General features: G+C 62.7%; 13 protein-coding genes. 5 read left to right on the top strand and 8 right to left on the bottom strand.

All coding sequences use genetic code 11. The features are described 5' to 3' along the window. Positions 1-12: 12 nt before the first annotated feature. Both ACU5AZ_RS14170 and ACU5AZ_RS14165 read left to right on the top strand, forming a co-directional pair. Positions 13-1,689, top strand: a complete 1,677-nt coding sequence (locus tag ACU5AZ_RS14170) for a heme biosynthesis HemY N-terminal domain-containing protein (protein ID WP_446822994.1) — start codon at positions 13-15, stop codon at positions 1,687-1,689. Positions 1,690-1,728: 39 nt separating this feature from the next. Continuing rightward, entirely contained in the window at positions 1,729-2,220 is a 492-nt protein-coding gene (locus ACU5AZ_RS14165) for a tellurite resistance TerB family protein (RefSeq protein ID WP_446822993.1), read from the top strand. Positions 2,221-2,254: 34 nt separating this feature from the next. Here ACU5AZ_RS14165 and ACU5AZ_RS14160 read toward each other — a convergent pair whose 3' ends face one another. Beyond that, positions 2,255-3,496 (bottom strand): MFS transporter, encoded by a 1,242-nt coding sequence (locus tag ACU5AZ_RS14160; RefSeq protein WP_446822992.1) that lies wholly within the window; start codon positions 3,494-3,496, stop codon positions 2,255-2,257. A gap of 232 nt (positions 3,497-3,728) precedes the next feature. Between ACU5AZ_RS14160 and ACU5AZ_RS14155 the strand changes: the two genes are divergently transcribed. Further along, complete coding sequence (locus tag ACU5AZ_RS14155; RefSeq protein WP_446822991.1) at positions 3,729-4,019, top strand: YggT family protein; 291 nt, start codon at positions 3,729-3,731, stop codon at positions 4,017-4,019. Between the two features lie 16 nt (positions 4,020-4,035). Then, a complete protein-coding gene (locus tag ACU5AZ_RS14150) occupies positions 4,036-4,350 on the top strand; it encodes a DUF167 family protein (protein ID WP_446822990.1) in 315 nt (104 codons plus the stop codon). A 10-nt stretch (positions 4,351-4,360) separates the two neighbouring features. On the opposite strand, the gene ppa is transcribed toward ACU5AZ_RS14150, so the two are convergent. After that, positions 4,361-4,894 (bottom strand): inorganic diphosphatase, encoded by a 534-nt coding sequence (gene ppa / locus ACU5AZ_RS14145; RefSeq protein WP_446822989.1) that lies wholly within the window; start codon positions 4,892-4,894, stop codon positions 4,361-4,363. Positions 4,895-5,069: 175 nt separating this feature from the next. Here ppa and ACU5AZ_RS14140 point away from each other — a divergent pair, with 175 nt between their 5' ends. Beyond that, a complete protein-coding gene (locus ACU5AZ_RS14140; RefSeq protein ID WP_446822988.1) occupies positions 5,070-5,693 on the top strand; it encodes a hypothetical protein in 624 nt (207 codons plus the stop codon). Positions 5,694-5,696: 3 nt separating this feature from the next. Here the strand turns inward: ACU5AZ_RS14140 and ACU5AZ_RS14135 are convergent, their stop codons facing one another. From ACU5AZ_RS14135 to ACU5AZ_RS14110, 6 genes are all read right to left on the bottom strand, one after another. Then, positions 5,697-6,203 carry an N-acetyltransferase family protein gene (locus tag ACU5AZ_RS14135; RefSeq protein WP_446822987.1) on the bottom strand — a complete coding sequence of 169 codons (507 nt, stop codon included), beginning with the start codon at positions 6,201-6,203 and terminating at the stop codon, positions 5,697-5,699. A gap of 209 nt (positions 6,204-6,412) precedes the next feature. Continuing rightward, positions 6,413-8,245, bottom strand: a complete 1,833-nt coding sequence (gene typA / locus ACU5AZ_RS14130) for a translational GTPase TypA (RefSeq protein ID WP_446822986.1) — start codon at positions 8,243-8,245, stop codon at positions 6,413-6,415. A gap of 166 nt (positions 8,246-8,411) precedes the next feature. Next, positions 8,412-9,989, bottom strand: coding sequence for an alkaline phosphatase D family protein (locus ACU5AZ_RS14125; protein ID WP_446822985.1), 1,578 nt, complete (start codon positions 9,987-9,989; stop codon positions 8,412-8,414). Between the two features lie 124 nt (positions 9,990-10,113). Continuing rightward, a complete protein-coding gene (locus tag ACU5AZ_RS14120; protein ID WP_446822984.1) occupies positions 10,114-10,914 on the bottom strand; it encodes an ABC transporter permease in 801 nt (266 codons plus the stop codon). Positions 10,915-10,916: 2 nt separating this feature from the next. After that, a complete protein-coding gene (locus ACU5AZ_RS14115; RefSeq protein ID WP_446822983.1) occupies positions 10,917-11,705 on the bottom strand; it encodes an ABC transporter permease in 789 nt (262 codons plus the stop codon). A 4-nt stretch (positions 11,706-11,709) separates the two neighbouring features. Then, the gene (locus ACU5AZ_RS14110; protein ID WP_446822982.1) at positions 11,710-12,699 is read right to left on the bottom strand and encodes an ABC transporter ATP-binding protein; all 990 of its coding nucleotides are present in this window, start codon (positions 12,697-12,699) and stop codon (positions 11,710-11,712) included. Positions 12,700-12,762 lie beyond the last annotated feature (63 nt).

The raw sequence follows: 12,762 nt of genomic DNA, 5'->3' as shown, positions 1-12,762 counted from the left end.
ACAAGGGATCGCATGATACGTCTTTTGATATTCGCCCTTCTCGTCCTCGCGCTCGGTTACGGCTTCTCGTGGCTGGCCGACAGGCCGGGCGACATCTCCCTCGTCTGGGAGGGGCAGCTCTACGAGATGCAGTTGCAGGTCGCGGCTGTCCTGCTCGTGGTGGCCGTCGCGGCTGTCATGCTCGTCTGGTGGTTGCTGCGTTCGATCTGGACCTCGCCGCACCGCGTCACCCGCTTTTTCCGTGCCCGCAAGCGTGACCGCGGCTATCAGGCGCTGTCGACCGGCATGATTGCCGCCGGTGCCGGCAATGCGCTGCTGGCCCGCAAGATGAGCGCCCGCGCCCGCGGCCTGCTCAGGGTCGACCAGGAACCTCTGATCCAGCTCCTCGACGCCCAGGCGGCGATGATCGAGGGCAAGCATGACGAGGCCCGGCGCAAGTTCGAACAGATGGCCGAAGACCCGGAAACGGCGGAACTCGGCCTGCGCGGGCTTTATCTCGAGGCAAAGCGTCTCGGCGCCGACGAAGCGGCCCGCCAGTATGCGGAACGCGCCGTGGAAAAGGCACCCTATCTCCCCTGGGCCGCGCAAGCCGCCCTGGAGACACGCTGTCAGCTCGGCAACTGGGACAATGCGCTGACCATGGTCGATCAGCAGAAGGTCGCCAAGATCCTAACCAAGGAGGAAGCCAGGCGCAAACGCGCCGCCCTGCTGACCGCCCGCGCCAATGACCGGCTGGAAGGCGACCCGAAGGGTGCCCGCGAGGACGCCATGGAGGCGCTGAGGCTTGAGCCGGAATTCGTGCCGGCGGCGATTGCGGCCGGCAAGGCCTATCTGCGCGAAGACAACCTGCGCAAGGCGGCAAGCGTTCTGGAACAGGCCTGGAAGCTCAATCCGCATCCGCAGATCGCCGAGGTCTACATCAATGCGCGGGGCGGCACGTCCGCCGTCGACCGGCTGAAGCGCGCCGAAAAGCTGGAAAGCCTGAAGCCGAACAACCTCGAAGGCCTGATCGTCACCGCCCATGCGGCGCTCGACGCCAAGGAGTTCTCGCTGGCACGCCAGAAAGCCGAGGCGGCGATGAGGATGGAGGCCCGCGAAGGCATCTGCCTGCTGCTGGCCGATATCGAGGACGCCGAGACCGGCGATCAGGGCCGTGTGCGCTACTGGATGAACGCGGCGCTACGCGCGCCGCGCGACCCGGCCTGGATCGCCGACGGCTTCGTTTCGGAGAAATGGCTGCCCGTCTCGCCGGTCACCGGCAAGCTCGACGCGTTCGAGTGGAAGGCACCGTTTACGCAGATGCCAGGTGCAATCGAGAATTCCAGTTCCCTGCCGCCGCTGCCGCCACTGGAAAACAAGGCCCCGACGGCCGCCCCGGACCCCGTACCGGAGGCGCGTGTCGAAACCTCGGCCACCATCATCGAGGCAGACCTTGCAAAGCCGGTTGCAAAACCGCCAGCGGAACCGGTGGAGGCGAAGACGGCAGAGCCTGTTGCCGAGGTCCGCAAGGTCGAACCCGCCAAGCCGAAGCCGGTCACCGAGACCGTCGCGGCAAAGCCGGCAAAAAACAGGGAAGAGGAGCAATCCAGGGGGATCGAGGATCCGTTCTTCGGGCGTCCGCCGGACGATCCGGGCGTGAAGGATGCAAGCAAGGAGACGGAACCAAAAACCCGCCTGCGCCTTTTTTAAGGGTCGCCACCCCAAGGTCAGGCCAAACTGGATAGCCCCATGCTGGAAAGAATTCAGACTTTCTTCCAAAGTCTCAACATTGCCCGCCCGTCGTCCGAATTCTCCCCGGACGATCCGAAGATTGCCATCGTCGCCCTCTGCCTCCAGGTCATGGAGGCGGATGGCAGGGTCGAGGCTTCCGAGAAGGCCAAGCTGCGCTCGGTTCTCAAGTCGCATTTCGATCTCGACGACGGCCGGATAGACGATCTGGTGAAAGCCGCCCGCAACGTCGAAAGCGAGGCGGTCGACTATTATCGCTTCACCTCGTCGATCAAGTGGGCCCTCGACGAGGAGCAGCGCATCGAGCTGATCGGCATCCTCTGGGATATCGCTTATGCGGACGGCGAACGCAGCGAGCTCGAAGACAACGCCATCTGGCGGATCGCCGAACTGCTGGGCATTTCCGGCCGTGATCGCATCATCATGCGCCAGCAGGCGCAGGCGCGCACGCTGGCCGACACACCGACACCTGAAGGCTCGTCCGAAGGTTGATCTTCCTCGATACGCGTCGACGCTGAGAAGTTCATCAATCGACGTGCTTGGGCGCTTCCAGCGTATCGATGCTCCGGAGCTTGGGGAACCAGAGGGACCAGAGCCCGGCAACCGCCAGCGTTCCGGCGCCACCGATGACAACGGCGGCAACGGCGCCGAACACCGAAGCCATGGTGCCGGCGCGGAATTCCCCGAGTTCGTTGGAAGCCCCCACAAACACCATGTTGACCGCACTCACCCGGCCACGCACCTCGTCGGGCGTCCACAACAGGATGAGCGTTTCGCGCACATAGACGGAGATCATGTCGCCCGCGCCCATGAACAGGAGCGCCACGATGGATATCCAGGCGGTCTGCGAGATCCCGAAGACGATCGTTGCCGCGCCGAAGACGGCGACGCCGAGGAACAGGAACACACCCGCATGCTTCGTGATCGGCACGCTGGCGAGAAACAGCGCCATGCCGATGGCGCCGAAAGCAGGCGCGGCCCTGAGCAGGCCGAGACCAAGCGGCCCGAGAACGAGGATGTCGCGCGCATAGATGGGCATTAGCGCCACCGCGCCGCCAAGCAACACGGCAAACAGGTCCAGCGAGATCGCGCCGAGAACGACCTTTTCCGACAGGATGAACCGGAACCCGGCCAGCACCGTTTCCAGCCCGACAGCCTTCGCCGGCCCCCGCGAGGCGGGCTTGGGAATGAGGAGCGCCAGAACGGCGGCGGCCATGAAGAGCAGGACCGCGACCGAATAGGGCACGGAGGCGCCGAGACCATAGAGCAGACCGCCGGTCACCGGACCGACGATCGTCGCGGTCTGCCAGGCGGAAGAATTCCAGGCGACAGCGTTGCCGAGATCTTCCTTCGGCACGAGGTTGGGCGCCAGCGACTGGACGGCAGGCCCCATGAAGGCTCGGGCAATGCCGAGAACCAGCAGGATCGCGAAGATGACAAAAGGTGGAAAGAGGCCGGCCAGCGTCAACGCCAGGATAGCCGCCGTACAAGCGCCCAGCACGCCGATGCAGGCCGCCATGATCGCCCTGCGGTTATAGCGGTCGGCGACGGTTCCGGTCACCAGCATGAGCACCGGCGACGGCAGGAACTGCACCAGCCCGATCAGGCCGAGATAGAGAGCGCTGCCGGTCTCGTCATACATCTGCCAGCCGACCGAGACGCTGGTGATCTGCACCGCGAAGGTCAGCAGGAAGCGCGACAGGAAGAAGCGGAGGTAGGAGGAGTGGCGGAAAGCCGCGAAACGTCCGGACTGGGTCTGTGAATGCATGAGGCTTTCCGATGGCGCCGGCCGGGCGGGCATGGGGTTGGCTCCTTCCCGCGCCGATAAGGGAGCCATACGATCATGTGGCTAATATGCCTTTCGGAGGCGACGTCAAGCCTGCCCTGCAACCGCACGGTACGCATGTTAAGCATGTTTCCCTTCGACCGGCCCGGAATCCCTTGAGTGTTTGGCCGTCAATGTCTACATGTCGATCACAATCAGGAAACTGGAGACAGACATGATCGCCGTCATTGCCACGTTGAACTTCATTATCAACATTCTGTGGTTCATCATCATCGCATCGGCCATCTTCTCCTGGCTCTACGCGTTCAACGTGATCAATTCGCGCAACGAGTTCGTCAACATGATCGGCCGCTCGCTCTACCAAATCACCGAGCCGATGTACCGGCCGATCCGCCGCATACTACCGAACATGGGCGGGCTCGACCTGTCGCCGATCGTCGTGCTGATCATCCTTTACTTCATCCAGGTCCTGCTCAACACCACGATCGCCAACGCCGTTCTCTGACGGCCGGAGGATCGCGGTGTCCGGAGCGCTCCGGCTTTTCGAAGACCACGTGACGCTTTCCGTGCGGCTGACGCCCAATGCCGGCCGCGACAGCATTGAAGGCGTCGAGACGGATGCGGCCGGCGAGACCTATCTCAAGGCCCGCGTCACCTCGGTTCCGGAAAAGGGCAAGGCCAACAAGGCCCTGATCGCCCTTCTCGCCAAGGCACTGTCCATCCCGAAATCATCCATCGCCCTTCAGGGCGGCGAAACCGCGCGTAAAAAAATCCTCCGGATCGACGGCGACCCGGAGGATTTGAAGCGCAAGATTGCCGCCTTCGAGGACGGCTGACGCCTGACGCCTACTTGGCGTTCTTGGCGCGCTCGATCGATTCGAGGATCAGCTGCTTGGCGACATCGACGCCCTGCCAGTCGCCGATCTTGACCCACTTGCCCGGCTCGAGATCCTTGTAGTGCGAGAAGAAGTGCTCGATCTGCTGAAGGGTGATTTCCGGCAGGTCGGTGTAGTTGTGGACGTTCTCATAGCGACGGGTCAGCTTGCTGACCGGCACGGCGAGGATCTTCTCGTCCTTGCCGCCGTCGTCTTCCATCATCATCACGCCGATCGGGCGAACGTTGATGACGCAGCCCGGCACCAGCGGACGCGTGTTGCAGATCAGGACGTCGAGCGGGTCGCCGTCTTCGCAGAGCGTGTGCGGCACGAAGCCGTAATTGCCCGGATAGGTCATCGGCGTATAGAGGAAGCGGTCGACGACGAGCGTGCCGGCTTCCTTGTCCATTTCGTACTTGATCGGATGGCCGCCGACCGGGACCTCGACGATCACGTTGACATCTTCCGGCGGGTTCTTGCCGATGGCAATCGCATCAATGCGCATTCACGTCTCCAATGAGCTGGGTTCGAAACTGTTGCCGTCTCGATAATGGCAAACATGCCGCAACGCAACACGCGAAGCGCATGGCGGCAAGACATCGGCACCTTTCGATGCGCGAATGCTTCAATTTGACAGACAGTTCGGGAATGATGCAGACACCAGCGGCAGGGAGGAAGATATGATCAGGACAGCTACATTGCGGATGACGGTGGCGATCCTCGCTGCGGGCGCCGGCACCGCCTTCGCCAATTCGAGCGCCTACACAAACTTCGACGTCAAACAATGCGAGACGATCTCCGAGGACCCCGACGGTGGCGTGCTGAAATGCGAGGGTTACAAGGACTATCCGGTCTATTTCAAGGAAGGTGATCTGCGCCAGTCCATGCTCTACGGCCCTGCCGCCGAAGACATGCTGGCCGAAGCCTTCGAAAGCTTCGGCGCCTTCAACCACGTCGCCACGAAGATCGAGTGGCGGCTGGACGGCGCCGGCGAGCCGTTCGCGGCCATCCACCGCTGGTTCATCGACAATGTGGACGAAACCGGCGCGACCACACCGAAGACGGCGGGACAAGTTCTTGTCATATCGCATGTCGCCAACGATCCGGCGGACGGCGTATCCTGTGCCGTCGGCTATGTCGATGCGCTAGCCAACAAGGATGCCAATGAGATCGCCCGCAAGGTGGCCGACGACGAGACCCGCGACTTTGCCTGCGGCTATCAGGAACCTGCCTGGCATGGAGACCGTGGCGACAAGGCAAGCGAGCCGATGCGGCACCTGCCCGAGCGTCTCAAGATTGAATGAACGTCAGTTCCAGATGAAGCCGAGCTTCTTCAGCTTCCTGTCGCCGAAATCCTCGGTGCCCTCGACGAGGTCGAGACCGCCCTTGGAGCGCAGAAAGCGTTCGCCCTGCTCGCTGTCTTCCAGGCACCAGACGACCATGCCCTCGCAGCCGAGCGACTTCAGAAGCCGCCGCGATTCGCCGAACAGCAGCGTACCGAGGCCGATGCCCTGATATTCGGGACGGAGATAGAGTTCGTAGATCTCGCCTTCCTGCGGCAGGCCACGGGCGCGATTGAGGCCGAGCGTCGCATAACCGGCGATCATGCCCGCCACGTCTGCGACCAGAAGCGTCGCCGGACCGCGTGTCGCCTTTCGCCACCAGGTTTCACCCCGGCGTTCGATCATGTTCGTCAGCGGCTTGTGCGGAATGATGCCTGAGTAGGTATGTCGCCAGGCCGCCCGGTGGGCTTCGGAGATCGCCCGCGCGTCCTGCGGATCCGCATGTCTGACATCAATCGATAACGTCTTCATAACGTCGCCCCGGCTTCAAACAAAATACACGCGCCCGGGGTTGGTGACTTGTTCCGACCCGCCGTCATGGGCGTATTCGGACGTTAACGCTTTTTTAACGTCACCGGCAAGGTCCACCGTGACGAACACACAGGATTAGCCTGATGCCAGAAACACAAAATCCCCGGCAAGACCTGCCGAGGATTTGTTGTCTTCTATCAACCGATTTGTCAGGCGGCGCCCTGGTTGCGCGTCTTTTCGAAGCGCTTGCGGTCGTTCGAGTCGAGGTAGAGCTTGCGAAGACGGATCGACTTCGGCGTCACTTCCATCAGCTCGTCGTCCTGGATCCAGGAAAGAGCACGGTCGAGCGTCATGCGGATCGGCGGGGTCAGCTTGACCGCTTCGTCCTTGCCGGCGGCGCGGATGTTGGTCAGCTGCTTGCCCTTGAGCACGTTGACTTCCAGATCGTTGTCGCGCGAGTGGATGCCGATGATCATGCCGGCATAGACCTTCTCGCCCGGCTCGATGATCATCGGACCGCGGTCTTCCAGGTTGAACATGGCATAGGCGACTGCCTCGCCCGAGCCGTTCGACAGCAGCACGCCGTTGACGCGGCCGGCGATCTGGCCCTTGAAGGGCTGGTAGTCGTGGAACAGGCGGTTCATGATCGCGGTGCCGCGCGTGTCGGTCAGAAGCTCCGACTGGTAACCGATCAGGCCGCGGGTCGGCGCGAAGAACACCAGACGGACGCGGTTGCCGCCCGACGGACGAAGTTCGGCCATTTCGGCCTTACGCTCGGACATCTTCTGGACGACGACGCCGGAATGCTCTTCATCGACGTCGATGACGACTTCCTCGATCGGCTCGAGAAGCTGGCCGTTCTCATCCTTGTGCATGACGACGCGCGGACGCGACACGGCAAGCTCGAAGCCTTCGCGGCGCATGGTTTCGATCAGCACGGCGAGCTGCAATTCGCCACGGCCGGACACGAAGAACGAATCCTTGCCTTCAGCTTCCTCTATCTTCAGCGCGACGTTACCTTCGGCTTCCTTCAAGAGACGGTCGCGGATGACGCGGCTCGTCACCTTGTCGCCTTCGGTGCCGGCCAACGGCGAGTCGTTGACGAGGAAGGACATGGTGACCGTCGGCGGGTCGATCGGCTGGGCTGCCAGCGGCTCGCTGACGGACGGATCGCAGAAGGTGTCGGCGACGGTACCCTTGGAGAGGCCGGCGATGGCGACGATGTCGCCCGCATGGGCTTCTTCGATCGCGGTGCGCTCGATGCCGCGGAACGCGAGGATCTTCGAGATACGGCCGGTTTCGATCGTCTTGCCGTCCTGTCCGAGGACCTTGACGGCCTGGTTCGGCTTGATCGAGCCGGAATGGATACGGCCGGTGATGATGCGGCCGAGGAAGGGGTTGGCTTCCAGGATCGTGCCGATCATGCGGAAAGCGCCGTCTTCGTCGCCGACGCTCGGCTCCGGAACGTGCTTCAGAACGAGGTCGAGAAGCGGCGCGAGGCCTTCTTCCTTCGGACCTTCCGGATTGTAGTTCATCCAGCCGTCACGGCCGGAACCGTAGAGGATCGGGAAGTCGAGCTGCTCGTCGGTGGCGTCGAGGTTGGCGAAGAGGTCGAAGACTTCGTTGATGACTTCCTCGTGGCGGCCGTCCGGACGGTCGATCTTGTTGATCGCGACTATCGGCTTCAGACCAACCTTGAGAGCCTTGCCGACCACGAACTTGGTCTGCGGCATCGGGCCTTCGGAGGAGTCGACCAGAACGATCGCGCCGTCCACCATCGAGAGAATACGTTCGACTTCGCCGCCGAAGTCGGCGTGGCCGGGGGTGTCGACGATGTTGACGCGCACGCCCTTCCACTCGACCGACGTCGCCTTGGCGAGAATGGTGATGCCGCGCTCTTTTTCCAGATCGTTGGAGTCCATCACGCGTTCTGCGACACGCTGGTTTTCGCGGAACGAGCCCGACTGCTTCAGAAGCTCGTCAACGAGCGTGGTCTTCCCATGGTCAACGTGGGCGATAATCGCAATGTTGCGAATCTGCATTGTTCAAATCTCTTGATGGCTGAGGCGCGATACGGGCATTGGGAGGACGCGCCAGTTACATTTGGCGCGCTCATACATTGTTTTTCGCGATTGCGAAAGGGGGATAAGGCCGGCAACCGCAATGGCTCCGGCCTTATCGTCCCGGCTGAATGCCGTTTTGACCTTGTCAGGCGTTGCGAACCGGATCGAGCGTGATCTTCCAGAGTTCGTTGTCGTCACGGTCCATCAGGCGGACTGTGAGCTGTTCCGTCTGCCCGTCGACATCAACGAGACCGAAGAACTGGAAGCCGGCCGACGGCGGCAGGTTGGACTGGCCTTCCGGCGGCGCCTTCACGAACTTCACTTCCGGACCGAAGGTCATGTCGAGTTCGTTCGGACCATAGGTACCGGCATGCATGGGACCCGAGACGAATTCCCAGAAGGGTTCGAAATCCTGGAATTGCGCCTTGCTGGGGTCGTAATAATGCGCGGCCGTATAATGCACGTCGGCGGTCACCCAGATGGTGTTGGAAATGCCGGCCGTCTTCATGAAACGCAGCAGATCGGCGATTTCCAGTTCGCGGCCCTTCGGCAAGCCGTTGTCGGCGTTGGCGACGGCTTCGTCGCCCTTGCGCTCCGAATAGTTGTCCCAGACGATGAGGCTGAGCGGCATGTCGGCGGCGATCACCTTCCAGGTGGCCTTGGAGCCGGCCAGCTCGCGCTTCAGCCAGGCAACCTGTTCGGCGCCGAGAATGCGCGATTCCGGCGTCATCTCGGTCTCGAAGCCGTCATGGTTCGGGCCGCGATAGGAGCGCATGTCGAGGAAGAAGACATCGACCAGCGGACCGTAGGCGATCTTGCGGTAGACACGGCCGGGCTCGGCCGGGATGTAGCGGATCGGCGTCATCTCGTGGAAGGCGCGGGCCGCGCGGGCCGACAGCACATGGATCGACTTTTCCTTGTAGCGATCGTCATGCGACAGGTCCTTCGAGTCGGACCAGTTGTTCAGCACCTCATGGTCGTCCCACTGGAAGAAAGTCGGACAGACAGCGTTCAGCGCGCGCACATGCTCGTCCATCATGTTGTACTTCCACTGGCCGCGATACTCGTCCAGCGTCTGGGCGACATTGCGCTTCTCGTCGATCAGCACCTTGTTGATCCACTTGGTGCCGTCCGGAAGGTCGACCTCGTCCCGCATGCTGCCATCGGCATAGATCGTGTCGCCGGAATGAACGAAGAAGTCCGGCTGATGCTTGGCGATCGTGGCATAGGTCTTCATGCCGGTCTCGTCGATGCCCCAGCCCTGGCCGGCGGTATCGCCCGACCAGGCGAAACGGACGGAGCGCTTCGACGACGGCGCGGTGCGGAAGCGCCCGACGACCGGCTCGGAAACGGTGTTGATGTCCTGCAGGTCGGCGGCGACAAAGCGGTAGAAGATGTCCTGATCGGACGGCAGGCCCTCGATCAGGCGCTTGACGGCGTAATCGCTTTCCGGAAGGGCGTTGAGCGGAGCCAGGCGAACGGCATCCGAGAAGCTCTCGGTGGTCGCGTATTCCATCATGATGCGCGACGGACGATCGACGCGGCTCCAGACCATGCCGGACGACATGTCGACATCACCGGACTGTACGCCATGGGTGAAGACGGGACGATCGGCGGCGCGCAGGTAAGCGGGCAGCGCCAGACCGGAAGCGGCAACCAGTCCGGTGGCAGCGGACGAGCGAAGGAAACTACGGCGCGACAGCGCCATCAGGGCCTTTGACATCAAACCTCTCCTTTGATGGGAAACGGGACGAACTCCCGCGCCGGAAAAGGACCACGGCCATGTGTCAGTCAGATCAAGGATCCACGACAGTTTGATGGATGTTTGATGACGGTAAAGACGACGCTCAGCCGCCGGCGCCCTGGTACCGCCTGAGGCAGAAGCGCCAGAACCATGCTGCCACCAGCACGGCGGCGGGGCCGGCGAGCAGACTGGCCAGCCCGCCATAATCCCCCAGGAAAGGCACCGGCTTTCCGAGAAGGGACGCGACCGGCACATAGGCCATGAAGCCGAGCGGCACGATGGTCAGCATCAGGACCTGCACCGGCCAGGCGAAGATCGTCAGCGGATAGCGTGCCATTTCCCAGAAGTCGAAATAGAGGCCGAAAAGATAGCGCGAGCGCGTCAGGATCAACGCCACGGCGGCGACCATGGTCAGGATCGCGCCGGAAAGCAGCGCCGCGCTGATCAGGCTGAGGACAAGCTGCAGGCCGGCGATGACCGACCAGTCGATGCCGGCATTCGGCGCGGCCCAGGCGATCAGGCCGATGCCGAGCGTGACATGGCCGCCATATTCGATGTTGAAACCCGAAAAGGCGAGAAACGCCCAAGGGTTGATCGGCTGGACGAGAAGGACGTCGAAGGTGCCGTTGCGCACCCGCTCTTCCATGTTGCGCAGCTGCACGAAGGTGAACATCGCGCCGAGCGAATAGCCCAGCACGTGGAAGCCGAGGAGAAACGCAAGCTCCGGCCATGTCCAGCCGCCGATCATCTCGAACCGGTTGGCAATCACCCAGATCGAACCATAGACGCTGGCATAGCCGAAGGCCTGGGCGAACCAGGCGATGACGAGATTGGCGCGATATTCGAGCCGCGTGCGCAATTGCAGCCGGATCAGATACCAGTAGAGGGAGAGGCTCGCGATCATCGTCAGCCTCCCTGGATGACCAGGCGCAGGCAGGCGCGGCGCCAGGTAAAGGCGATAAGCCCGGCCAGAAAAACCGCCCATCCAGCACCGAACGCCAGATAGAGGAAGGCGGTCGCGGCATCCATCTGCCCGAGATAGACCGCCATCGGATAGAAGGTCACCCAGGCGAACGGCAGATGCTGTGCCACGCCTTGCGCCCAATCGGGAAAGAACCAGAGCGGCACCAGCCCGCCGGAGAAGAAGGCGAGCATGCCGCGCAGGAACCAGTCGAGCGCCAGCACATCCATCACCCAGAACACCAGAAGCCCGACGAAGGTCGCAAGCCCGAACAGGATGACCAGCGACAGGAAAACGAAGGGCACGAACAGCAGCGCATGGACAAGGCTCGCCGGCGGCTGGAAGCCATAGAGCAGGCTCGCGCCGGCGAGAACCGGCACACCGACGGCCAGCATGTCGAAACCGCGCACGCCGAATTGCCGGGCAAACAGCGAGACCGGATAGCTGTAAGGCCGCATCAACTGGCTGACGACATCGCCGCTGCGGATGTCGGCGCCGATTTCGCGCACCATCTGGCTTGCATCCCAGGCGGACAGCAGCGTCGTGCCGATGATCGCATAGGTGACCATCTGGAGGAGCCCGATCCCGTCCATCGACTGCTGGTGGCCGTAGACGGAGGTCCAGATCGACACGCGGGAGAACACCACCACAGCACCGCCGATGATGCGCATGAAGGTCTGCGAGCGGAAGCTTGCCTGTGTGCGAAACGCCGATAGAGCATAGGCGAAGAACATCGGCCTACCCCGCCATTCGCGATTGGTAATAGGTGCGGATCACATCCTCTATATCCGGCTCCTCCAGTCGCACGTCGACAAGTGCCCGGCCATCCCCCAGCGAGGCGATGATCTCGACCAGCGACCGGCGGTCATGGTTGAGCGTGAAGACCCGGCGAACGCCCTCCCCTTCGACAAGCTCGGCGCCCGCCACGGCAACCGGGCCCGGATCGTCGGCAAATTCCAGCGTCAGCTTCCGCCGTGCGCCGAAGGTCTCGTTCAGGCGGGCAAGCGGCCCGTCGAACAGCAGCCGACCTTCATCGACCATGATCAGCCGCGGGCAGATCTCCTCGATGTCTTTCAGATCATGCGTCGTCAGGATGATCGTCGTGCCGCGCTCGCGGTTGATCTGCGCCAGGAACTTGCGCACGACATCCTTGGCGACCACATCGAGACCGATCGTCGGCTCGTCGAGAAACAGGATCTTCGGCGAATGCATGAGCGCCATGGCGATCTCGGCGCGCATGCGCTGGCCGAGGCTCAGCTGGCGAACGGGACGGTCGATATAGGGCGTGATCTGCAGCATCGCGACCAGTTCGTCACGCGTCCGCTCATAATTTGCCTCATCAACCCTGTAGATGCGCCGGTGGAGGTCGAAACTGTCGGCAAGCGGCAGGTCCCACCACAGCTGGCTGCGCTGGCCGAAAACGACGCCGATCTCCCGGGCATTGGCAATCCGCTCCTCGTGCGGCGTGCGACCGAGCACCCGCACCTCGCCGGCCGTCGGCACCAGGATGCCGGTCAGCATCTTGATCATGGTCGACTTGCCGGCGCCGTTGGGGCCGAGATAGCCGACCGCCTCGCCCATGCCGATCTCGAACGAAATGTCCTCGACCGCCCTGACTTCCTTCGTCTCCGGCGCAAGATAGTAGCGCAGCGACCCGGCCAGGCCCGGCTGGCGGATGCGCTGGCGGAAGATCTTTGCCGCGCGGTCGGCACGAATGATGGGAGACATGACGGGACCTGGAGAATCGGATGCGGGGCACGTTGCGCGCGCACTCTAGCCCCGGCACCCTGC

The sequence above is a fragment of the Rhizobium sp. PAMB 3182 genome (genome assembly GCF_052908355.1).
The sequence above is the reverse complement of the archived record's forward strand: the minus strand, read 5'-3'. Positions and strand labels throughout refer to the sequence as shown.

Excerpts from the sequence above, each read along its gene's own strand:
- ACU5AZ_RS14135 (WP_446822987.1), bottom strand. The coding sequence starts at position 6,203 with ATGAAGACGTTATCGATTGATGTCAGACATGCGGATCCGCAGGACGCG.
- ACU5AZ_RS14155 (WP_446822991.1), top strand. The coding sequence starts at position 3,729 with ATGATCGCCGTCATTGCCACGTTGAACTTCATTATCAACATTCTGTGG.
- ACU5AZ_RS14165 (WP_446822993.1), top strand. The coding sequence starts at position 1,729 with ATGCTGGAAAGAATTCAGACTTTCTTCCAAAGTCTCAACATTGCCCGC.
- ACU5AZ_RS14160 (WP_446822992.1), bottom strand. The coding sequence starts at position 3,496 with ATGCATTCACAGACCCAGTCCGGACGTTTCGCGGCTTTCCGCCACTCC.
- ACU5AZ_RS14115 (WP_446822983.1), bottom strand. The coding sequence starts at position 11,705 with ATGTTCTTCGCCTATGCTCTATCGGCGTTTCGCACACAGGCAAGCTTC.
- ACU5AZ_RS14125 (WP_446822985.1), bottom strand. The coding sequence starts at position 9,989 with ATGTCAAAGGCCCTGATGGCGCTGTCGCGCCGTAGTTTCCTTCGCTCG.
- typA (WP_446822986.1), bottom strand. The coding sequence starts at position 8,245 with ATGCAGATTCGCAACATTGCGATTATCGCCCACGTTGACCATGGGAAG.
- ACU5AZ_RS14170 (WP_446822994.1), top strand. The coding sequence starts at position 13 with ATGATACGTCTTTTGATATTCGCCCTTCTCGTCCTCGCGCTCGGTTAC.
- ppa (WP_446822989.1), bottom strand. The coding sequence starts at position 4,894 with ATGCGCATTGATGCGATTGCCATCGGCAAGAACCCGCCGGAAGATGTC.
- ACU5AZ_RS14140 (WP_446822988.1), top strand. The coding sequence starts at position 5,070 with ATGATCAGGACAGCTACATTGCGGATGACGGTGGCGATCCTCGCTGCG.
- ACU5AZ_RS14120 (WP_446822984.1), bottom strand. The coding sequence starts at position 10,914 with ATGATCGCGAGCCTCTCCCTCTACTGGTATCTGATCCGGCTGCAATTG.
- ACU5AZ_RS14110 (WP_446822982.1), bottom strand. The coding sequence starts at position 12,699 with ATGTCTCCCATCATTCGTGCCGACCGCGCGGCAAAGATCTTCCGCCAG.